10 protein-coding genes are annotated in these 23,854 nt (G+C 50.0%); 4 read left to right on the forward strand and 6 right to left on the reverse strand.

The genetic code is table 11. From position 1 onward, the window contains the following. Positions 1–68 precede the first annotated feature (68 nt). From B2739_RS07310 to B2739_RS07325, 4 genes are all read right to left on the reverse strand, one after another. Positions 69–10,100 carry a putative Ig domain-containing protein gene (locus tag B2739_RS07310; RefSeq protein WP_331345210.1) on the reverse strand — a complete coding sequence of 3,344 codons (10,032 nt, stop codon included), beginning with the start codon at positions 10,098–10,100 and terminating at the stop codon, positions 69–71. A 204-nt stretch (positions 10,101–10,304) separates the two neighbouring features. Continuing rightward, positions 10,305–11,153, reverse strand: coding sequence for an efflux RND transporter periplasmic adaptor subunit (locus B2739_RS07315; protein WP_331345211.1), 849 nt, complete (start codon positions 11,151–11,153; stop codon positions 10,305–10,307). An 81-nt stretch (positions 11,154–11,234) separates the two neighbouring features. Continuing rightward, complete coding sequence (locus tag B2739_RS07320) at positions 11,235–13,424, reverse strand: efflux RND transporter periplasmic adaptor subunit (RefSeq protein WP_331345212.1); 2,190 nt, start codon at positions 13,422–13,424, stop codon at positions 11,235–11,237. Further along, positions 13,424–15,451: an efflux RND transporter periplasmic adaptor subunit gene (locus B2739_RS07325; protein ID WP_331345213.1), complete on the reverse strand. Its 2,028-nt coding sequence runs from the start codon at positions 15,449–15,451 to the stop codon at positions 13,424–13,426. Before B2739_RS07325 ends, B2739_RS07320 begins: the two co-directional genes overlap by 1 nt. A 432-nt stretch (positions 15,452–15,883) precedes the next feature. Here B2739_RS07325 and B2739_RS07330 point away from each other — a divergent pair, with 432 nt between their 5' ends. The 4 genes from B2739_RS07330 (at position 15,884) to trxB (ending at position 21,497) form a co-directional block, all read left to right on the forward strand. Beyond that, positions 15,884–18,061: a sensor histidine kinase gene (locus tag B2739_RS07330; RefSeq protein ID WP_331345214.1), complete on the forward strand. Its 2,178-nt coding sequence runs from the start codon at positions 15,884–15,886 to the stop codon at positions 18,059–18,061. After that, positions 18,054–18,509, forward strand: a complete 456-nt coding sequence (locus B2739_RS07335) for a response regulator (RefSeq protein ID WP_331345215.1) — start codon at positions 18,054–18,056, stop codon at positions 18,507–18,509. Before B2739_RS07330 ends, B2739_RS07335 begins: the two co-directional genes overlap by 8 nt. A 53-nt stretch (positions 18,510–18,562) precedes the next feature. Next, positions 18,563–20,320, forward strand: a complete 1,758-nt coding sequence (locus tag B2739_RS07340) for a putative bifunctional diguanylate cyclase/phosphodiesterase (RefSeq protein WP_331345216.1) — start codon at positions 18,563–18,565, stop codon at positions 20,318–20,320. Between the two features lie 226 nt (positions 20,321–20,546). Next, positions 20,547–21,497, forward strand: coding sequence for a thioredoxin-disulfide reductase (gene trxB, locus B2739_RS07345; protein WP_331345217.1), 951 nt, complete (start codon positions 20,547–20,549; stop codon positions 21,495–21,497). A gap of 165 nt (positions 21,498–21,662) precedes the next feature. Here the strand turns inward: trxB and B2739_RS07350 are convergent, their stop codons facing one another. Both B2739_RS07350 and B2739_RS07355 read right to left on the reverse strand, forming a co-directional pair. Next, positions 21,663–22,355, reverse strand: a complete 693-nt coding sequence (locus tag B2739_RS07350; RefSeq protein ID WP_331345218.1) for a DUF3313 family protein — start codon at positions 22,353–22,355, stop codon at positions 21,663–21,665. 245 nt (positions 22,356–22,600) lie between these two features. Next, positions 22,601–23,662 (reverse strand): hypothetical protein, encoded by a 1,062-nt coding sequence (locus B2739_RS07355; RefSeq protein ID WP_331345219.1) that lies wholly within the window; start codon positions 23,660–23,662, stop codon positions 22,601–22,603. Between the last annotated feature and the right edge of the window lie 192 nt (positions 23,663–23,854).

The raw sequence follows: 23,854 nt of genomic DNA on the forward strand, positions 1-23,854 counted from the left end.
GATTCCTTAAATAATTAGCTACATCAATAATTAGCTACACACGACCCATGACAACACCTGCTGATAGATCAGGGGCCTGGTTCTTTACGTTGGGCATGGTCAAACAAATAGCCCACTTCTTTGGAACTCTTGTCTTCACGCTCACGGTCTTTGCGCTGCTGCTCCAATTCTTTTTTGCGTTTATTGACTTCATCCAGAATCGGCAAGGGGTCAAGCCCACGCCAGAGCGGCAGCATCGACATCATGGTTAACAATAGACTGCTCGCGCGCAAAGACCAAACCAGCAAACCGGTTGTGATGGAAAAGGTAATACCCGCCACTATGGCGCGGCGATCTTGCTCCTCTTCCATGGCCTCATCCATTTGCGCGCGCAAACGACGGACTTCGCTATCAAAATCCGCTTCTTCCCATGGGGCGAAACCCGAATCCGGTGCGATCAACCCCGCCAATGCGGTTGAGGCTGTGAGGGTGGTGACAGGAGTAGCATCTGCCTTGAACATCTCTTGCGCGCGCTCTATATCGCGGCTGGATTTATCATCAAACCCGGCATCGGAGCGTGGCTCTGTATCAAGCGAATCCACAACCAGAGCCTGACCATTGCCGGGCAATCCGGGAGGAGTGAGGATGCCTGAGCCTCCATCACCGCCAGACCCACCAGCGTCAGGCACGGGATTGGTGCCCGGCACCTCGGTTGAGGGAGGTGTTGTCGGTGGTGTTGTGGGTGGATTCACAACCGGTGGTGTTGTGGGCGGAGGCGGTGTGACCGGAGGTTCGATCACCGGAGGCGTGACAGGCGGCACAACCGGTGGTGTTACAGGCGATCCGGCAACAATCACTTTGAAGCGAGTGTCTACCCAGGCCCCGTCTGCATCCTGGGCACGCAGGGTGATGGTGGACTCACCTCCCGTCGCCGGGGCGAATGATAATGTCATCACACCGGTCAGCGGATCTATCTGCACACTGGTGGCGACTGCGCTATTGGTATTGTCTACCAATGACCACACCAGATTCGTCCCATTTTCGATATCACTGAACACATTGCCCAAGTTCATTTGCTGCGGGGAACTACCTGCAGCCACTCTGATATCGGCAATGCCTGTGGATACGGGGGCGTCATTCACCGGCTCGATAATGATACTTACCCGATTATCGACCCAGGCACCCTGCGCATCCTGGGCGCGCACAACCAGATCGCAGCTGCCAAACTGGTTAGCGCCATAATTCAGCTGCAATTTCCCGGTTGCGGGATCGATGCTGGCATTGGTAACCAATGCAGGGTTGCTATTGCCAAGGAGGCTGTATACCAAATCACGGCTGGCGGTTTCGGCATCGCTAAACATCGCCCACAAATCAACCTGATCACCTGCGGCATCTTCAAGATTGTTAATCACCACAGTGCCCGATGTCTGCGGCGCTTCGTTGACTGCCGTTACACTCAAGCGGAAGTTGGCCGTTGCGGTAGCAATACCGTCGCTCGCAACAATCTGGATGGCGATGCTGCCTTCATCTGCATTGGAAGGCGTACCGCTAAAATTCAAAGTCGATGAACTAAATACCAACCAATCGGGCAAGGGTGAACCATCTGCCTGGGTAGCGGTGTAGGTCAACACCGTACCTGCATCGGCATCGGTAAACATATTCGCGGGAAAGGTCACGCTGAATGGGCTGTTGGCCACAGCAGCCTGGTCGGCAGGTGCAATCGCCAATACCGGAGCGTCATTCAGGTTATTGATGGTGATGACAAAACTGTCGCTCACACTGCCGTTACGGCTATCGGTTGCAGTGACTTGCACGGTGATGCTGCCGATATCGCTCGCCGAGGGTGTCCCACTGAAAGTTCCTGTCGCGGCATCAAACACAAGCCAGGAGGGCAAAGCCCCTCCTCCACTCAATTGCGCGCTATAGCTCAAGGTATCGCCATCCGCATCAACAAAGGTAGATGCGGGGATCGTAAAACCAAATGCCTGATTCTCTTCCACTGACTGATCGGCAATCGGGTTTTGCACCACAGGTAATACGTTAGGTGGTTGCGGGGCGATGGTGATAACAAAACTATCGCTTATTAAGCCGCCGGTACCATCGTCAGCCGCCACTTCAATATTGAGCGCACCCACAGTCCCGACAGGCGGTGTGCCACTAAACGTACGGGTAGCACTATTGAAATTGAGCCAACCCGGTAAAGCGCCGCCATTAGAGGTAGCGGTATAGGTCAGTACATCGCCAACATCTTCATCACTGAATGCAGCGTTGTTAAAAGTGAACGTAAATGGAAGGGTTTCCGTCGCGCTCTGGTCGGGTATAGGGCTGGCAACAACCGGAGCGTCATTGGTATTGGCGACCACAATGTCAAACGTCTCAACCACTTCACCGCCAAACCCGTCATTGGCTGTCACTTCAACCGTCCAGGTACCGACATCACCATTGGCAGGTGTACCGGAAAAGGTGCGTGTCGCGGCATCAAAACTCAGCCATGGCGGCATGCCACCCAGAGTGGCAAGCTCGGCGGTGTAGGTAAAGGTTTGGCCAGCATCCACATCGGCGAAAGTATTGCTATCAAACTGGAAGCTCCAGACAGAGTCTTCATTGACTGTCTGGTTGGGGATTGCCTGATTTACCGTTGGCGCGATGTTGGTGTTGACGACGGTGATATCAAAAAAATCAGAGGTGGATGTGCCGTGGTTATCCGTCGCGATCAACTCAACAGTAATAGTGCCCGCCTGATTCCAATGCGGGGTTCCCCAGAAAGTTCTGGTGGATTCGTTAAACTGCAACCAACCCATACTGCCACCACCCGCCAATTGCGCGCGATAGGTAATGGTGTCGTTCGGGTCGGGGTCTGAAAACGTATTGAGCGGCACCACCAGATTAAATGGATCTTCCGCATCGATTGTTTGGTCATTAATCGGGTAATCCACTATCGGTGCGGTATTGGTGCCATCATCTTTGGCGATTTTGAATACCAGATCCCAACCCGCTGCATCCGGTACCCCATTATCGATAAATGTTCCATCGGGGAAGACATCCCCCGGCAGGCGCGAGAACAGCACTTTGTCGTCGGTGCCGCTACTGCTCACCTGAATGACATAGGTCTGGGAGTCGTTGAGTGCGACATTGGCAAAACTGAAAGTGTGCCACCCAAAACCATCACTACTGATTTGGGTTGATGAAATAGAGGCAGTGCCCAGTACCGCACCATTCCATCCATCGCGCAGCTCTACCGTAATGGTTTGCACCGCCGCATCGGCGAAACGCGCCAAATACAAACCAACTTCATTGACGGTGTAAGTCGCGCCCACACTGTTATAGAAAAAGCTCTGACCAATCGGCGTTGGCGATAGCGGTAGCTGGGTTGTGCCATTGCCTGTGTCGATGTATTCAAGATCGCCTACCGGATTAACCGTCAGGGTAAAGGTGTCAGTTACGGTTGCACCGGTCGAATCTTCTGCTGTCACATCGATAGTTAAGGTGCCGATATCGCCCACACCCGGTACGCCGCTAAAAGTGCGAGTGGCGGGGTCAAAACTGAGCCATGCAGGCAAACCACCGCCACCATTTAATTGCGCAGAGTACGTGAGCGTATCGCCCGCATCTGCATCGACAAACGTGCCCGCATTAAATTGGAAATTAAATGCCGAGGCTTCTGTGGCAGTGCGATCAGGAATGGGAGTCGCAACCGTGGGTGCATCGTTGGTGTTGGCGACAGTAATGGTGAAAGTGTCAGTTACGGTTCCGCCGTTGCCATCATTCGCGGTGACATCAATGGTAAGCGTGCCTACATCACTGTTTGCAGGTGTTCCGCTAAATGTGCGCGTAGCGGAATCAAAACTCAGCCACGTAGGTAAACCACCTCCGCCATTTAATTGCGCGGAATATGTCAGCGAATCAAGCTCAGCATCCGCAAATGTATTGGATGCAAATTGAAAATTAAACGCCGCATCTTCTGTCGCATTTTGGTTGGGAATGATGTTCGCAACAGTGGGTGCGTCGTTGGTATTCGCAATAGTGATTGTGAATGTATCGGTTACGGTTCCACCGTTGCCATCATCGGCTGTGACATCAATGGTGATTGTGCCCACATCACTGTTTGCAGGTGTTCCGCTGAAGGTGCGCGTAGCAGAATTAAAACTCAGCCACGCCGGTAAACCGCCGCCGCCATTTAATTCCGCGGAATACGTCAGCGTTGCTCCGGCATCGACATCGGCAAATGTATTTGCGGCGAACTGAAAATTAAATGCAGCATCTTCGGTCGCGTTTTGGTCGGGAATGATGTTCGCTACGGTAGGCGCATCATTCACATTTGCAACGGTAAGCGTGAAGGTGTCGGTGACAGTTCCACCGTTGCCATCATCGGCAGTCACATCAATCGTGAGCGTGCCTACATCACCGTTAGCTGGTGTACCACTGAAGGTGCGCGTAGCGGAATCAAAACTCAACCACGCTGGTAAACCACCGCCGCCATTTAATTGTGCGGAATACGTCAGAGAATCAAGCTCAACATCCGCAAATGTATTGGATGCAAATTGAAAATTAAACGCGGCATCTTCTGTCGCATTTTGATTGGGGATGATGTTTGCAACGGTGGGCGCATCATTCACATTTGCAACGGTAAGCGTGAAAGTGTCGGTGACAGTTCCACCGTTGCCATCATCGGCTGTCACATCAATCATGAGAGTGCCTACATCGCTGTTGGCAGGAGTGCCACTGAATGTGCGTGTAACAGGATCAAAACTCAACCACGCCGGTAAACCACCTCCACCGTTTAATTGTGCTGAGTACGTCAGTGTTGCTCCCGCATCCACATCGGCAAATGTATTGGCGGCAAATTGAAAATTAAATGCAGCATCTTCGGTCGCGTTTTGGTCGGGAATGATGTTCGCTACGGTAGGCGCATCATTCACATTTGCAACGGTAAGCGTGAAAGTGTCGGTGACAGTTCCACCGTTGCCATCATCGGCAGTCACATCAATCGTAAGCGTGCCTACATCACTGTTCGCTGGTGTACCGCTGAAGGTGCGCGTAGCGGAATCAAAACTCAGCCACGTAGGTAAACCACCGCCGCCATTTAATTGCACGGAATAAGTGAGTGTTGCTCCGGCATCGACATCGGCAAATGTATTCGCTGCAAATTGAAAATTAAACGCGGCATCTTCGGTCGCGTTTTGGTTGGGAATGATGTTCGCAACAGTAGGTGCATCGTTCGCAGCATTAATGGTGATATTAACGGTATCGGTATCTGTTAGCGTTCCGCCCGTGCCGGTATTACCCAAATCACTGGTGGTTAGCGATAAAACAGCAGCGCCGTTGTAATTGGATGTTGGATTAAACGTTAAAGTCGCAAGTGCAGTATTGATGTCACTCTTGGTTCCGGTAAATACCAATGTTGAATCTGTAGTGCCATCACCCGTGGTGAAACTTAACCCGCTCGTTCCCGCGAGAGTTAAGGTGCCGTTTGTCACTGATAAGGTAATTTCCAGATTGCCGCCACCCACATCCAGATCATCAACCTGAATGCGATTGCCATTTACCAAACTGAACACCAGAGCAGTGTCTTCACTTGTAACTTGTGCACCGGGAACATCATTTTCCGGTGCATCGTTCACTGCGGTGATGTTGATCGTTGCAGTGTCATTTCCCGATAGACTGCCATCACTGGCACTGATGGTGAGCAGACGTGTCGCAAGCGGTGTGTCACCAGAAAGACGATACGTCAGCGTACCGCCATTGTTGCCCGCAAATAAATCATTGAGCTGCGCAGCCGTTCCGCTGAGGATCAATGTATCGGTATTAATACCGGATACGATATTGACGCCGGTTGTACCTACGGTTGCTGCAAGATTGCTATTACTGCCCGCACCGGTAATCGTGATAGTCAACGCAGAACTGTCTACATCAGCAACGCTAATACCCGTGCCGTGCAAATCAATCCATGTTTGCTCATCTGCGTAGTAATCGGTGAGGGTAATTACTACGGTAGGTGCATCGTTGGTGTTGGCAACCGTAATGGTGAATGTGTCGGTTACGGCTCCACCGTTACCATCATTTGCTGTGACATCTATCGTGAGAGTACCCACATCGCTGTTGGTGGGTGTACCACTGAAGGTGCGCGTAGCGGAATCAAAATTGAGCCACGCCGGTAAACCACCGCCGCCATTTAATTGCGCGGAATATGTCAGCGTTGCTCCGGCATCGACATCGGCAAATGTATTGGCTGCAAATTGAAAATTAAATGCTGCATCTTCCGTCGCATTTTGGTTGGGAATGATGTTCGCAACCGTGGGCGCGTCATTCGTATTCGCGACAGTGATTGTGAATGTATCGCTTACGGTTCCACCGTTGCCATCATCGGCAGTGACATCGATGGTGATCGTACCTACATCACTGTTTGCAGGTGTTCCGCTGAAGGTACGCGTAGCAGAATCAAAACTCAGCCACGTAGGTAAACCACCGCCGCCATTTAATTCCGCGGAATACGTCAGCGTTGCTCCAGCATCGACATCGGCAAATGTATTCGCTGCAAATTGAAAATTAAACGCGGCATCTTCTGTCGCATTTTGGTTGGGAATGATGTTCGCAACAGTAGGTGCATCGTTGGTATTCGCAACCGTAATGGTGAAAGTGTCAGTTACGGTTCCGCCGTTGCCATCATCAGCAATCACATCAATCGACACTGAGCCCACATGGGCATTTGTCGGAGTACCACTGAAAGTGCGCGTGGCAGAATCAAAATTCAACCATGCGGGCAAAGGCCCACCACCTGCCAGCTGTGCTGTGTAAGTGAGCGAATCACCCACATCCTGATCAGCAAATGTATTGGCTGCAAATGTAAAATTAAATGCAGAATCTTCTGTGGCATTTTGATTGGAAATAGCGGTAGCAATAGTCGGTGCATCATTGCTGTTGGCAATGACTATATCGAAGGTATCCGTGGCAGGCGTACCACCATTGCCATCGTCAGCCGTCACTTTAATTGAAATAGTCCCTACATCCGCATTTGCGGGCGTACCGGAAAAGGTGCGTGTTGTCGCATTAAAACTTAACCAACCCGGCAATGCGCTGCCATCCGCCATAGTGGCTGTGTAGGTCAGGGTATCGCCTACATCCGGATCATTGAAGGTGGTATCGGGAAACTGGAAATTGAAAGCAACATCTTCGGTAGCATTCTGGTTGGGAATAGGAGTGACCAGATCCGGTGAATCGTCCGTATTCCCAATCACAATATCGAAGGTATCGCTAACGCTGGCGGTGCCGTCGCTGGCAATCACTTCAATGCTGATTGTTCCTACATCTCCATTCGATGGAGTACCGCTGAAGGTGCGTGTAGCACTATCAAATGATAACCATGCAGGCAGTGGGGCCCCGCCGGGTATTTGGGCGGTGTACGTCAGGGTATTGCCTACGTCCTGGTCGTTGAACACATTGATGGGAAATGTATAGTTAAAAAGTGCGTTTTCTGTGGCCGTCTGATCAAGAATTGGATTGGCAACAGTAGGCGCATCGTTGGTATTGGCAACCACAATATCGAACGTATCGGACGCAGTTCCACCAGCACCATCATTCACTGTTAACTTGACAGAAATAGTACCTACATCACCGTTAGCGGGCGTACCACTGAAGGTACGGGTTGCCGAATCAAAATTAAGCCACCCAGGCAGTGCACCCCCACCCGCCAATTCCGCTGTGTAAGTAAAACTCGCACCCAGATCCCCATCACCGAAGGTATTGGCAGGAAAGGTGTAATTAAAAGCCGAGTCTTCTGTCGCATTTTGGTTACCGACAGGAGAATTAACGAACGGAGCATCGTTAACGTTGGTTACTGTCAGGTCAAAGGTATCTTCCGCTGTACCGCCGTTGCCATCGGAGGCAGTGACTTTGATTGATATTGTGCCTACATCGCCATCATCGGGCACACCACTGAAGGTGCGCGTTGCCGCATTAAAACTTAACCATGAAGGCAGCGGGTTGCCGTCGGCTCTTGTTGCCGAGTAGGTGAATGTCGCACCGGGGTCAACATCACTAAAGGTGTTATCTGCAAACTGAAAACTGAAAAAAGATTCTTCCGCTGTTGTTTGATCAGAAATAGGATTCGCCACCGTCGGCGCATCATTCACGCCGGTGATATTGATGGTGGCAGAATCATTCGCTGACAGGCTTCCATCACTGGCCGATACCGTCAGGGTTTCGGTTGCGGGAGGGGCATCACCGGAGTAACGGTAGGTCAAGGTGCCGCCGTTGTTGCCTATGAATAAATTATTCAGCTGGGTCGATGTCCCTGTCAGTACCAGCGAGTTGGTACCGTTACCGGACGAAATCACCACGCCAGTGGTGCCCACGGCAGCCGTCAGTTGGCTAAGCGCCAGGGGAGCCGAAATGGTGACAGTGAGGGTGTCACCATCAGAATCGTTTACAACTATTCCAGTACCGTGCAAATCCAGCAGGGCTTGCTCATTTACCGAATAGCTCGCCTCGGTGATGGTTGCGACCGGAGCATCATTAGTGTTGTTGACGCTGATTGAAATATTGTCCTGATCCTGCAAACCACCGCCAAGTCCAAGGTCTTTGGTAGTGATGCTGATCGTATCGTTGCCAGTAAATCCGTTAGACGGTGTGTAGGTAATCGTCGCCAGTGCAGCATTGACTTCGCTGACAGAGCCACGGAACACCATATGGTAATCTTCAAAACCATCATTGGAGGTGAACTTGAGCCCTGTGGTTTGCCCAAGGGTAAGTGAGCCCTGCCCGCTGGTAAGTGTTACCTCTACATCGTTTGGAAATGCATCGGCATCGGCAATTTGTATGCGGTTGCCATACAAATTACTGAAAATTAATGGGGTGTTCTGGTTGGTCGATTGTGCTCCGGGCACTGTGTTGACCGGTGCCTGGTTATTGCCATCGTTGTGGGAAACCAAAATATTCAGGTCATTGGCACTATCACCCACGCCATTGACGATCATTTCCGAGTTATTCCAAGCATCGCTGCGATAAGCGACAGAGACCTTCCCATCAGCATTATTGGTGGTGATTTTGACAATATATGTCTGGCCGTCATTGAGCGAGACATTGCCGAAGTTGACGGTATACCAACCAAATGTGCCGTCCAATGCATTGGAGTTGAATGTTTGGTTGACCAGCGGGGTGACATCATTCCAGCCTTCATCGAGCAATTGGATAGTGATGTCCTGATTCGCAGCGCCCGGCTCCAGGCGTAATTGCACACTGAGTTGATTGACCAGATAAGTCGCGTCCGGGCTATCGTATAAGAACGATTGCCCTACACCGGTTGTCGACGATACCGTTTGTGCGTTAGTGCCACCCTGGATGTTGATCCAGTTGCTTGTCGCCATCGCTTTGACCCACTGCTCCTGCGCTGCAGCACTGACCAGCAACGCGGTATCAATCTCACCCGAGCGGTATTCAAGATCCCAATCACCCCCAAGGGTTTTGTGACCGGTTGTGTCATCGCTGGCGGCAACGTCAGCATCAGTTAACTGCGCCATGCGTTCAATCAACGCCTGACCGGTGGGATAGGCAACAACATCACAGCCGTACAACAAAATATCGCCCGTTTCACCCAGCGCCTTGCCCCAAGCGGCCAAATCATCTTCGTATTGGAACAGGGTGCTATCGGTCAGCCGGGTGTTGCCCAGCTCTACAGCACCGGCACTGCCATGGGAAATAATGTGGACCGCACTGAGGTTGCTGTATTGCGCAAGCGCCGAGGCAATTTGCTCAACACCGTCTGTTTGTGGGTCAAGATAAATCACCGCAATCTTGTCAGCATCGCTACGGCTTTTTATGTCATCCACGATCGCTTCGTAGTCACTGACCGCCATATCCACAAATACGACGCTGGTGATCCCGTGTTCGCTTTCAGACGGTTGGTCAAAGGGGGCGACATCAGACGTGTCGTTTTGGCTCGCCATCATTAATGGCTGGTCTTGCAGGTAAATGCTGGCCAGATCCACTTGCTCTGCCGCCTGCGCCAAATACTGGGCATCGGAATTGCCATCATCAAAGACGGCGATATCCGCAGTGGCAGAAAAAAGTAACCGGGGCTCAAGAGCCTCAATTAACGGACGACGATGGCGAGGTAGTTTGGACATGGATACCGAAATTATTGAGTCGGACACCCGCCCTGGGCGACGCAGACAGGAATCATAAACACACGGAAACCCTACCCCAGGTTTCTTAAAGATCAAAAAATAACCTGATTTGGTTATTTTGGCACATTTTTCAACTTATGTGCTGAGCTATCAACGTGTTATTAAAAATAATCTAACTCACATGCAATACGGTAGTTGTCGGCTTTATGGCAGATTGCGCACATCAAGCAAGTTCAGGGTGACGCCATCAAAACTCACCCGGCATTTCAAGCCGCTGGGTAAGCGGTTATTGGGATTGGGGAATGACAGGCGGATACCGAAAGTATTGCTCGGCCCATCAATCACCTGGTCAACCAACGTCACTTCCGCCGTGTAGCTTCGGTCTGCTGTCGCAAGCTCTGGCACCACACTGGCCTTCATCCCCACTTTGACCTTGCCGTACAGGCTTGCCGGGGCAAATACCTCCACCCTCAAAGGGTCTAGCTGCGCCAACTTGAGTACCGGTTCAAAATCGATGTGCTCGCCCGGCTCTTTCATACGCTCAACCACAACGCCGTCAATCGGGCTGACAAGGGTGCGGCGCTGTAAATCTGCCAGTGCGCGCTTGTGTTCAAGCTCTGCCTGACGTCTGCGATCCAATGCCTGCTGCAACTGCTGTTGGGCAATGGCATGTTCAGTTTTGAGTTTGTCCAACTCGGAAAAAGAGGCCGCCTTTTTTTCGTAGAGATCTTTTACGCGCTCCAGCGACCGGTTACTGAACTCCAACGCCAGTTGTTGTGCTTGCACATCACTGGTCAGCTCAGCCTGGACGCGGCGCAGCTCAACGGTGGCAGACTCCAACCCGGCATCGAGGCGCGCCACTACATCGCCCTTTTTCACCTGATCGTTTTTATCGACCAATACTTCGCTGATAACCCCTTCTACCGCGCTACTCATTTCCACAACGACAGAAGGTTCGATACGACAATTCAATTGCGCGGGTTCTTGTGTCTGCGCCCAAGCGCTGCACGCCATTAGCATGGTGGAACAAGACACTGCAAAGCCTTTAAACATGGTTAACTCGATATAAAAAAACAACTTGCTTATGAATATAGTTTAAAAAAAACAGATAGCTACGACGAACTTATAACGAACTTACGAAAAATGCTGGATAAAAACCTGCTGTAACTTGCGATACCAACGGTGCGCCAGCGGTTCAGACGGGTGCTGAAAACGTACATACACCCGCTCACCGTAGTGGCCGGATTGGACGAAATCGCCCAGTACCACATCCAACAAAAATACTTTTTCTGTGACGCGCGTACCCGATGGCTGGCTGGCATCCACCGCCAAACGGCCCCCACCCTGCGCGCCCAACACAATACTGGGCAACTCCTGTGTCGCAATCGGCGTCTGCGATAACAGCTGCGCCGGTATCTCCTGCGCTGGATTGCTCGCCAACCTTACACTGATGCTATGGGTAGCCTGGCGCACAAGCCCAACCTCCTGCTGCAGCAATGCCGCCCGCACCCGCACAGCATCCGGTTTTTCGATTAAACCCACCTCATCTCCCTGGCGCAGATAACTGCCGGGCAAATAGTGCTGACGGGTAATACGAAAAATCCCCTCTGACGGACTACGCACCACCAGGTTTTGCACCCGCGTTTGCAGCAGAGCAACTTCGGCCTTGATGGCATTGAGGTCTTGCTCTAGCAGTTGCGCCTGCGGGCGGTCACTCACCCACGCCTGCTGATAGCGCGCATCGTATTCGCGCAAGCGGGCTTGCTGCGATAACAACTGAGCGACCAGTGCGGGGTTATACAATCGCACCAATTCCTGCCCCTGCGTGACCGCCTCGCCATTGGCTACCAATAACCGGGCAACTTCACCGCTGGATTCCACCTTCACCCGCGCTTCATCCGGCAGCCAGAGCACCGCCTCAACAGAGGTCGATTGCGGCACCGGCACAAATACCAACCCCGCCACCAACACTGAAGCACCAGCTACTGTCACCGCTAACGCGCGCAGGCGGTTGGAAGCGAGCTGTTTGTCGCGCGCGACGTAATGCAGTGCTTTTAATGCAGGCCAGATCAGCTGGAAAAATACTAACCAACCACCAACAACCAGCCCCAAGGTAGGAAAATAATTGGCTACCAGCAGGATGATAAAAAACAGCATAAATACGCGATATAAAAATGCCGCAATGCTGTATCCGGTAAAAATAATGGCTTCGCGGGTATTGGCAGCGGGCGAAAAAATCCCGCTCACACCATAAGCATAACGGCGCAATAAATAACTGAATTGTTGGTTGGAACGGGTGGCGAGATTGGGCAGATCACAGGCATCGGTCAGCAAGTGATAACCATCAAAGCGCATCAACGGATTGCCATTGAAAAACAACGTAGACACGCTGCCGATAATGATGATGTTGTATAAAAAATCGCGCAGGAAACCGGTGCCGGAACCCGATGATAATTGCAGCCACAACAACAGTGCAAGCGCCGCCAGAAACAATTCCACCGCTATACCCGCCGCGCTCACCATCAAGCGCTGGCGCTTGGAAGAAAAACCGGTCGCGGCGCTGGCATCTACATAGGGCAGTGGCGTCCCAACCACAAACACCAAGCCGCAATCATTGACTTGTCCACCCCAGACTTTGGTAAACAACCCGTGCCCCAGCTCATGCAGCACTTTAAAAAAGGGATAGGTCAACCAGAGCAATAATAAATTGGAGGGCGACAACACGCGGTCAAGCTGACCCCGCGTCAATTCAATCCAGTGATTGCCCGCTTGCAACAAGGCATAACCAACCACTACCAACCAGATAACACCCATGGTGCGCGTGGCGAGCAAACGTGCCAATGGCATGAGTTTATCGAGCAATTTATCGGGGTTGCCGAGTGGGATATTCCAGGTAAGCGGGTTCATAAACAGCCGCACCCAGCGCTGTTGCTTTTTCTGTTCCCGCCGCGCAAATAATTCCTGGGTATTGGGCGGTAAATCGCACACCAATAAATCGGCGACATGCAGGTACTGCAACAAATGGATCAGATCATCACGCGTGGGAATATCATCGGCCGATTCATAAAATTCAGCCTGACTGGCTGCCGCCAATACCTGCGCAAGCGTGTTATGCCCGTCCATCGCACTGATTAAACGCCATGCCGAAGGCGTAAGCCGGTGAAAACGGCCGTTGCTTTTGTCTTGCAATATGTACCAAGGCTCACCGCTATAGTCGCGCCGTTGGATGTGGATATGGCGCGGCAACGAAGGCCGCAATGACTCAAGGCGTTGCCACATGGGATTCGCAGGTGCGGCGTGGGAATCAGGCGCTTGTACGTCCATTACCACACACTCAAACGCAACCAATGCCAAAGATCATGGAACCAGATCCAACCCAGCGCGCGCTTACCTACCGCTAACTTGCCACTGCCCGTCATACCGGGGCGCAGCACATCCGATTCGCGTGCAAGCTCGGCCTCAACCCGAAAATAGTTGCGCCCATCGCGCACTTCACTGATCGGGGTAATGGATTTTACCGTCAGCGCAAACCGCTCATTGGGCAAACTGGTCAGTTTGACTTCGCCCTGTTGCCCCACTTGTACCGCCGCGATATCACGCTCATCAACGAACAACCGCACCAGAAATCCGCTAGTCGCGGCGACTTCAAACAACAGGTCACCCTGTTTTACCGGCGCGCCCTGGGTTTGCGATATGTCGTCAGACACAATCATGCCGTCCATAGGCGCGACCAGCTGGGTACGCTCCAATTGCTGATCCACCAAGCGCAGCTGGATACTCGCCTGATCCATTTGCGCACTGGCAATCGCCGCTTCCACGCGCTGGGAATTGGCGAGAGCGGTATCGTAGGTTTGGCGATATTGCTGCACCTGGCTCGCGAGCTTGCGCCGCTCCAAACGCAAATCGTCGTCGTTCATTTGCGCAAGGACAGTCCCTTTGGCAACCGTATCGCCCGGGCGGACAAGCACTTTTCCCAGATAACCGTCCTGAGGTGCTACTACCCAATGCTTCTCGGTGGTTTGCACACTGGCATCGGCAGACAGGCGATACTCCACCGGCACAAACAGCATCACCACAAATATCACCAACGCCACAGCAGCCAGTTTGCCGCGCCAGGAGTCTTCGCCAAACCAGCGCGATAAACGCCGGGCAATGCGCCCTTTCAAGCTCTGCCAAACACTGGCCGACGCCTGTTGTTGCAGCGCCACAATAGCACCGGCGAAATGCAGCGCCTGCTGCACAAATATGCGCTGGGTGTCATCGAGCGATGCTTGCTTATCCAGTTCGATTGTCAGGGCACCAATGATGTGATTGCCTCTGCGCAACAACAGCGTATGCACCGCCCGCAAATGTTGCTGCTGCAATAATTGCTGATGCGCGCGATGGATGATGCCGGGCGAACCGGCATCATCGCCCGCCAATTCATTCCCGGCAGGTTGCTCTTCAGTTGGTCGAGGTTCCGGAGATTGATGCTCAGGAGGTTGATGCTCAGAGGATTGAAGCCCAGCAGCATCCAGCATCGGAGAAAAATCAATGTTCACTCCCTGTTCCACTGCCTCGGCCATGGCATCCACAATCGCCTGCATGGCCAGGGTGCGCTGGTCAAAATTAGCGGAAAATGAAATCGCCTCCAGCGTGAGGTTTTTGCGCCCGCACAAACCCAGGCTTACCCGCGTCGCTTGCACATAACCGGCAAGTAAATTCACCAAACTGATGACCATTTCCTGCAAGGAGTTTTCTTTTAGCAAACTGGCACTGAGTTGCAATAGCGCCGCATCAATGTCGCTTTTTTCAAACGCGGGCATAGCCGGTGTAAAGGTGCCAGCAGATAAGTCTGCCGATTGCTCTTGCGGTGAAAGTGGCAACGTAGAAGCTTGTGTTTGAGGCGCTTGTGTTTGAGACGCTTGTAACGGGGAAGTTTGTAGCTGAGAGTCTTGTGGATATTGTTGCAGTAAAGCTTCCTGCTGCAACGCCTGTTGTTGCAATAAAAAGTGCAACCAGAATTGTCCTAACTTGAGATATTTCAGTACGCTGGGGAGTGCTTTTTTATCACTGGACTCCAAGCGGACAACTAATATTCCCCACACCTGTCCATCAATTTCCAATGGCTGCCCAAGGATCAACTGCTGCCCCTGCGGCGCAAGATGCAATCGCCCTTTCTCGCGCACCTGAGCAAGTACATCACGCAGGTTTGCATCCAGCACTATACCTTGCGGCCATTTGGCAACAATCAACGGTTTGGACGAAGAGGTTTGTACCAACATACCCGCACTGGCATTGCCAAGCATTTGGCACTGCATACTGAGCCAGATTTTGAGCGATGCATTACTCGATGCGACGGACAATGGCATGGTTATTATTCTACGCAGCTGTGTTATACAAAAAGTCTAGTTCTAATAGACGCAATGTGTATAACAAAAATTATGATTATTTCTTTGTCCCGCAGGATAAACCAATGATGAATTGCACGCCAACCTATTATGGTTTTTCTCGCATAAACGGTAGATCTTGTACGTCAAAAACAACATTCATTTTTCTTCATACCCACATTCATCCCTACACATTCACTCCTAATAGTTATGGCTGATTATTATAAATAGCAGGCAAGACTAATTATTTTCTTCGGAACAAGGTTATTTAAGAGTATTTATCAATTGCTCATCTACACTCAGTTGTGATTAGTGCTTTTCCTTTATCGCCAACACGATTGTCGAATGACACTGCCAAAGACAAGCAGTACGACAAAGGAAAATGATTCTCAGTGGATACGGATTAAACGAGACATGCACAGTATTGTGACGAATGGCGCTGATAATACCAGCGCAAGCAAAGCCCACTATTGGCCACTTTTTTTACTTGCAACACTGCTGTTGTTAACAGGTGGCTGCGTGCTGCTTAGTTGGCACGCCCCGCAACTGCTTGCCAGTATTTACCCTTATACAACACTGATGGCTTACAACACTGCACTTGCTTTTATTGCATGCGGTTTAGGGCTGATCGCTCTTGTAAAAATGGAATCGGTCCTGCTGTTTATTTGCAGTTTTATAGTGTTCACCATCGCGACACTGACACTGCTGGAATTGACAGCAGGACTTAAGCTCAACACAACTGACTGGTTTGTAATATTTCTGAATGAGCCACCGGTACACAGCCAACCCATTTCACCCTCTACCAGCTCGGTATTGCTGCTCGCGAGCGTAGCATTATTACTTTCCCGCTATTCGCAGGGTAATTACACACTTTTCACAACGTTGTTATGCGCATTGATGATTTTTATCACCTTGTCGGCAATTATTGGCCAGGGTTTTGGCATTTTCCCTACCTTTGTTTGGCTAGGCATCAAAATGGCGCCGCAAACTGCACTGGGTCTGCTCGCATTTTCCGCCGCAATTTTAAGTTTGCGTTGTCGCGCAGCGATTGATGCATTTAATCGCCTGAGTGTGTTTAGTCGTTTGGCGACCGGCTTTATTTTTATGAGCTTGTTATTCATCGGTATTGGTTCCGTCGGCCTGCTGCAAATTAATAAAGTGGCTGCCATTTCGCAAAAACTCTACGATGAACCCGTACAGATTAATAATGCCGTTCTGCAGATCCGTACTTATATCGGCAGGCTTAACCGTACGATGAAAGACATTGCAGTGCATCCTGAACTCGCAGAAGAACACAACATTCCTCAACTGATCGAATATACCCAAAAAAATCTTGATCAAAACCTGGCAATTATCCAGCGCGATCCTATCCATAACATCGACACCGACCAAATAGATCATCAATTCAAACAATGGCGTCTGATCGTATTGGAAAGTTACGCCCAACTGCAGGCAGGCAACATCGAAAGTTACCGCCAAACAGCAGTGACACTCAGCCAGGAAAAAACATTTGCGATAGAAGCACTTTGCGATGCCATTCTCCTGAAAGTGCAAGAACAAATGCTACAGCTCAATGCAGAGGCGATTAATACAAAAAATCATGCTGGCAATTTAATGGTCGTCGTCATTTGTGGATTTTTGCTGATGGGTATTTTGGTTTCGAGCCTCATTACCCGTAGCCTGAATTGGCAGCTGGAGAAAATCCGCCGCACTATGCTGGCACTGGCTGATGGTAATGCCCAAACCGTTATCCCATTCCATGATCATCCACATGAAATCGGTGAAATGGCGCAAACACTCAAGGTGTTTGCGCATAATATTGATGAGCGCAATAAAGCCATGCGCTTAATAGAACAGCATCAACAAGAGCTGGAAAAATCCAATCACCGTCTCGCGCAAACCAACAAAGAACTGGAAACCTTTGCCTATGTTGCCTCGCATGATTTGAAATCCCCTTTGCGCGGCATTTCGCAACTGTCCAGTTGGATCGATGAAGATTTGGAATCCAAAGAATTTAACGAAGTCGAAAAACACACGCGCATGTTGCGCAACCGCATCCATCGAATGGAAAAACTGTTGGATGACCTGCTGTTATTTTACCGCGCGGGTAAAACCGACGGCGCTATCACCACTATTGACGTCGCTCACATAGCGAAAGAATTATTTGAAATCCAGAACACCAAACCGGGTTTGCGGCTGGAGTTGGGGGATGACCTACCTGTGTTTGAGACCTTGGGCACACCCTTTGAACAAATTCTACGCAATCTATTTTCCAATGCCATAAAACATCATGACCGCGATGACGGCATTATTCGCATTGAGGCGCAACGTATTTCTACCGACTTCTATGAGTTCAGCGTAAGGGATGACGGCCCCGGAATACCTGAAAAATTCCAGGCGCGGGTATTTGGTATGTTTCAAACCCTGAAGTCGCGCGATGAACAGGAAGGCAGTGGTATGGGGCTCGCGCTGATCAAAAAAATTGTGGAAACCTACGGTGGCAGCATCCGTGTCTTCTCCAACGGCAGGGGCTGCCAATTCACCTTTTCCTGGCCGGCACATATAACGAAAAGGAAGCAAAGTCATGATTGATAAACTTCATCCGACTGACAACCAGGAATTCAAAACCGTCAGCCTGCTCATTATCGACGATGACGATATAGACGCAACGGCACTGCGCAGAGCCCTGCATAAACTCAAGCTACTTAACCCGCTGTATCGCGCAAAAGACGGCCTTGAAGCGCTTGAAATATTGCGTAATGGTGAAATACCCAGTCCTTACATTATTTTGTTAGATATCAATATGCCGCGCATGAATGGACTGGAATTTTTGGAAGTCTTGCGCTCGGATCCGGAACTCACGACAGCCGTGGTATTTGTCCTGACCACATCAAAATCAGATGAAGACATTATGGCGGCCTACCGCGAACATGTAGCCGGTTATTTGTTAAAACAACGGATGGACAGTGATTTTATGCAGGTGGTCAGTTTGCTTGACCACTACTGGCGAGTCATTGAGTTACCTGTTAACCCGCAATAAAAACTAACAGGTGATACGTGGAGCAATAGGAACCAAGCAAAGAGGTATTTTGCATGAAGTTATTACTGATTGATGATAACGAACTGGATCGCCAGGCAATTATCCGCACGTTTAAAAAAACCGAGTGGAATATCACTATTGCCCAAGCGGGATCTGCCAGCGAAGGGCTGGCCCAGTTTGATAGCAATGACTTCGATGCGGTGCTACTTGACTATCGCCTTCCCGATATTGATGGCATGGAAGTTTTGCATTTATTAAATAAACATCCTCATCATCATGCGGCCATTATTATCCTTACCGGTGCCAGCGCCGATGATGATCTTGAACGCGAATTTATTGAAGCAGGCGCGCAAGATGTTCTCTTTAAATCTGAAATTGCCCATAAACATTTAACCCGCGCTATCACCCATGCCCGTGCACGCCATGTTCTGGAACGGCAACTACAGGAAAGTCATCAACGTTTGCGTGCACTAGCCGAAAATGATTCGCTGACCGGGCTTGCTAACCGCTATTACTTTGATGAAAGTTTGCGCTCGGCAATCCAGCGCGCCAAACGCCACAATGAACAACTTGCATTATTATTTTTGGATCTTGATAACTTTAAATTCATTAATGATGGTTTAGGCCATGTGATTGGCGATCAGGTATTGAAAGAAGTTGCCAATCGTTTACTGCATGTTGTCCGTGCGGGCGATATTGTCTGCCGTTTGGGCGGCGATGAATTTGCCATACTCGCCCACAATTTTGATTCACAAGAAGCCATCAGCCAATTGGCGCAGCGCATTCTCGATGATTTACGGCGACCGGTATTGGTGGGCACTAATGAAAATACCATCTCAAGTAGTATTGGTATTGCCACTTATCCTGATGCAGGTGAAACCGCCAGTGATCTGCTCAAAGCGGCAGACATGGCGATGTATCGCGCAAAACAGGATGGCCGCAATAACTTCCAATTTTTTTCATCGTCTATGCAAGCGCAAATGCAAGAGCGATTGCGCCTTGAAAAAGAATTGCGTGCACTGATTCCCACCAACCATTTTGTGTTGTTTTACCAACCGATCGTCGATGCACAAACCTTTGAAATCTGCGGCGCAGAAGGCTTGATCCGCTGGGATCACCCGGAGCGTGGCATTTTGCCCCCTATCGAATTTATCGGGCTTGCTGAAGAAATCGGGTTGATTGGTGAAATCGATTCGCGCAGCCGTTTTAATGCCTGCAAACAGTTAGCTGACTGGCGTCAACAAGGGTTGGTAAATAATGACTTCAACATGAAATTTAATGTGTGCGCGCAGCTGCTGACTGATGAGGATCTCTATCAGGGCATTATTGATGACCTTGAACGCACCGGTTTACCCGGGAGCAGTGTCAGCCTGGAAATTACCGAGTCCATTCTCATTGAAAATTTACAAAGCACAGCGCAGCGCCTGAAACAAATCCGGGATTACGGAGTGGATATTGCGGTGGATGATTTTGGTACAGGTTATTCCTCAATGGCGTACCTGAAAGAATTGCCTGCAAGCACACTCAAAATTGACCGCAAATTTGTACAGGGCGTGCCTGATAACGCAGCCGATTGCCGCATACTGCGCGCCATGATTGTGTTCGCCAAAAGCCTCGACCTGACGATTGTGGTCGAAGGGGTAGAAACCCGCGAACAAGCCCGCATTTGCCGCGATTATGGTGCTGATTTATTGCAAGGTTATTTATTTTCAAAACCACTTTCACCCACCGCATTTGAACAACTCTTGCGCAGCCATAGCGCGCAAGAATGGACAAACCGTATGTCCACACTGGGAGTAATGACAGGGTAATCAATACTCACATGCAGCCAGCGCTCGCTCTTCAAGCAAAAATGCGTGTATATCGGCCTTTCATCGCGCCGTTATCAAGGGCAAAAAATGCCCACATAGTCATTTCCAATCCGGCAGATTGAACCAGACAATTTTGCACGACTGTTGTGATTGGCCTATCATGCCCCCACATTGCGATTGTCCCCTATCTGACTATCCCATCTTTATTGAAGATCAAGGAATACCTATGAGTGAAGTACAACACCATCGCCTGATTATTCTCGGTTCTGGCCCTGCTGGTTACACTGCTGCTATTTACGCCGCTCGTGCCAACCTTAAACCTGTGGTTATCACCGGCATGCAACAAGGCGGTCAATTGACCACTACCACTGAAGTAGAAAACTGGCCCGGTGGTGTTCACGATCTGCAAGGTCCGGACTTGATGGTACAAATGCAGCAACATGCCGAGCGTTTTGATACACAGATCGTGTTTGACCACATTCATGAAACTGTGTTGAGCGAGCGTCCATTCAAGTTGATTGGCTCTAATACTTACACCTGCGATGCTTTGATTATTGCGACCGGTGCTTCTGCGCAATATCTGGGCTTACCGTCAGAAGAAGCCTTCATGGGCAAAGGCGTAAGCGCTTGTGCAACCTGTGATGGATTCTTTTACCGCGACCAAAAAGTTGCCGTTGTCGGCGGCGGCAATACCGCAGTTGAAGAGGCGCTGTATTTGTCCAATATCGCAAGCGAAGTCACGTTGATCCATCGTCGCGACAAACTGAAGTCAGAGAAAATTCTGCAAGATAAGTTGATGGCGAAAGTAGCCAACGGCAACATCAAAGTTATCTGGAACCATCAGTTGGAAGAAGTATTGGGTAACGATTCAGGCGTGACCGGATTGCGTTTAAAAAGCACGCAAGACGGCACAACCCAGGAAATTGACGTTGCCGGTGTATTCATCGCCATCGGTCACAAACCTAACACCGATATTTTTGAAGGCCAGTTGGACATGCACAACGGCTACATCAAAGTAAAAAGCGGCTTGGAAGGCAACGCGACTCAAACCAGCGTTGAAGGTGTATATGCTGCGGGCGATGTGGCGGACCACATTTATCGCCAGGCGATTACCTCTTCTGGCTCTGGTTGTATGGCTGCGCTGGATGCTGAAAAGTATCTCGACGATTTGAAATAATCGCGATTTTTTTCACAGCATTTAATTGAAACGCTTTTTCTTTTTATCGCAGTGAAAAAGAAGTGATTAAAAAGAAGCGGCTAAGCTAAAAAAGCGTGATAAAAAAAAGAGGAAAACCCGTGCGGGTTTTCCTCTTTTTTTTTTGCGCCACGTAATGCCTGTGAATTAATGACGATCCGATGCTTTATCCAACTCGGTGCGCAAATTACGCAACCAATGGTTAAACGCCAAACGCACCTGGATATTGTTTGTCACCCGATTATTTTCCTCCCATATTTTTCCCAAATCACGCTGGTCAGTAATAATCGCAAGCGGCTTACCGGATACGGAGTCGTACAATGAAATTTCCAAGGTCATGGTCCCCATACCTTCGCTATACACTTTCATTCGGTTGGGGCGGCCCTTCATGTCATCTTTGCTAGCCAAAGGCGCAATTTCCAATACTTTAGCGGATACCGTCATCACATCCGGGCCCGCCTCCACTACTGTGGCGTAAGTACCATCAGCAATTAAATTATTCATCAGCGCTTCGGTGTAACGCTCTGAATAATAGCGACGGTCTGTGTCATTTAACTCCCAAGGTGTATCGTCAACCATATTGGTTCCCGACTGCTTACGGATTTTCACATCGCTCAAATCCAACTGTTCAACCAATAACTTTTTGTACTGTGAAAACTCGGCACCCTTGGCGATAAACGTCCCATCAAAGCGTGTTTTCTCTACGGCCGTCAGGCCTGCCTTATCGGCTTTTAGCTGGGCATTTTTTTCATGGGGTTTGGTAAATGAACAACCGGTCACCGCACTGGCTGCCAGCACCACCAGCGCGATAGTTGTCATAGTGCGTTTCATGGTTTTCATAGCATATCCACCTGATCCTTTAACAAAAGTTTTCGACATGATTCCCGCAGCATTGCTGCCTGTAATCAGTAAGACGTTATACGCAATTCGAGGTTCAATAGGTGACATCGCCCGCCCGAATCCAATAGCTATGTCACTTTAGAAATAGGCTCGTAAGTCATTGAAGCACAAAAGCAAACCGGGAGGCCAATACATACCGGCTGAGCTTGTAATATTTTGTAGTGCGCAGTGAAACGAGCGGGCAACTAATGAATAGTGACTTTCATAATGCCACCGCGATACAAACCTAAATAAACGCGGGTTTTGCCGTCTTCAACCACAGCAATCATACTGCGCACGCCGCCAAACAGTGTAGGGTCCGTGTGACGATATTTTTTCCACCGCTGGCCGCCATCGTCAGATACTTCAAAAATCAGCGGCTGCGGAGTATCCCAATTTTTATCCCAACCCGCGGTATACAATGTCGCGGGCGCTAATGGATCTATGGCGACATCAAAGTAAAAACGATAATCCACATCGCCAATTAACGTAGCCCAATTGGCTCCGCGGTCACTGCTGGACAATACCCCTCCCTCACCCGATACCATCACCCAGTCAGGGCGAGCGCGATCAAATTGAATCCCGTAAATCACGCTGGGATTAGGCAACAAATCGCGATAGGCACGCAGCTCTTTTGTATCCAGAGAATACACATTCAACACCAATTGCTCGAAAGCATTTTGCCCGCCGAACCAAATTTCATTGGTCACAGGGTTGCGCTTTACGATTGTTTTGCGCTGCCCAAACCCATGCCACATACCACTCAGCAATTGCCAGCTGCGCCCTTCATCGTAAGAAACGCCCAAAGCTTCAATGCCTGTTGCATAAAGGGCATTATTATCATCATCGTAGTGCATACCGTAGAACGCTTCTGTGCCTTCGTCACCACCAAAATTGTGTGCAATCTCCTGCCATGTACTACCGCCATTGAGAGTTTCAAATAAACGATGATCAACCAGATCATTATGTTGGCGCTCTGTCATGACGAGATAGTGATTGGGAGCGATAATCGCAAGATCCAACACTTCCCGATCTACCAATCCAACTGCCTCCCACGTACTTTGCGCGCTCACTTTGCGATACACACCACGATCAGTCGCGGCTAACAACGTCTGCTTATCAGCATACAACCGTGTGATGACTCGCCCCTCAAGACCATCGTGTGCAAACGTGATGCTGGGTTTGGGTAAATCATCGCTACCACAGGCCGTTAACAATAATCCCAAAATAATGCCGCACCAACGCGTAATGCCGTTTGATATTTTCACCTTCATCACTCCTCTTCGTATTGCATCAGGTCAATTTGTCGTACCGGAGTATGCGAAAGGAAATTCAAAAGAATTGTAAGAAATTGTGACTAGCAGTACTGGTCGTGCCATTGAAAAAAAAAAGGAGGCCGAAGCCTCCTATACATAATTTTTATACATGATGTTGTTTGTTGAGAATTTGGGATTGCCAGT

Source organism: Cellvibrio sp. UBA7661, from assembly GCA_002483365.1.
Lineage (GTDB): Bacteria > Pseudomonadota > Gammaproteobacteria > Pseudomonadales > Cellvibrionaceae > Cellvibrio.

Excerpts from the sequence above, each read along its gene's own strand:
- B2739_RS07340 (WP_331345216.1), top strand. The coding sequence starts at position 18,563 with ATGAAGTTATTACTGATTGATGATAACGAACTGGATCGCCAGGCAATT.
- B2739_RS07335 (WP_331345215.1), top strand. The coding sequence starts at position 18,054 with ATGATTGATAAACTTCATCCGACTGACAACCAGGAATTCAAAACCGTC.
- B2739_RS07315 (WP_331345211.1), bottom strand. The coding sequence starts at position 11,153 with ATGTTTAAAGGCTTTGCAGTGTCTTGTTCCACCATGCTAATGGCGTGC.
- B2739_RS07330 (WP_331345214.1), top strand. The coding sequence starts at position 15,884 with ATGCACAGTATTGTGACGAATGGCGCTGATAATACCAGCGCAAGCAAA.
- B2739_RS07310 (WP_331345210.1), bottom strand. The coding sequence starts at position 10,100 with ATGTCCAAACTACCTCGCCATCGTCGTCCGTTAATTGAGGCTCTTGAG.
- B2739_RS07325 (WP_331345213.1), bottom strand. The coding sequence starts at position 15,451 with ATGCCATTGTCCGTCGCATCGAGTAATGCATCGCTCAAAATCTGGCTC.
- trxB (WP_331345217.1), top strand. The coding sequence starts at position 20,547 with ATGAGTGAAGTACAACACCATCGCCTGATTATTCTCGGTTCTGGCCCT.
- B2739_RS07350 (WP_331345218.1), bottom strand. The coding sequence starts at position 22,355 with ATGAAAACCATGAAACGCACTATGACAACTATCGCGCTGGTGGTGCTG.
- B2739_RS07320 (WP_331345212.1), bottom strand. The coding sequence starts at position 13,424 with ATGGACGTACAAGCGCCTGATTCCCACGCCGCACCTGCGAATCCCATG.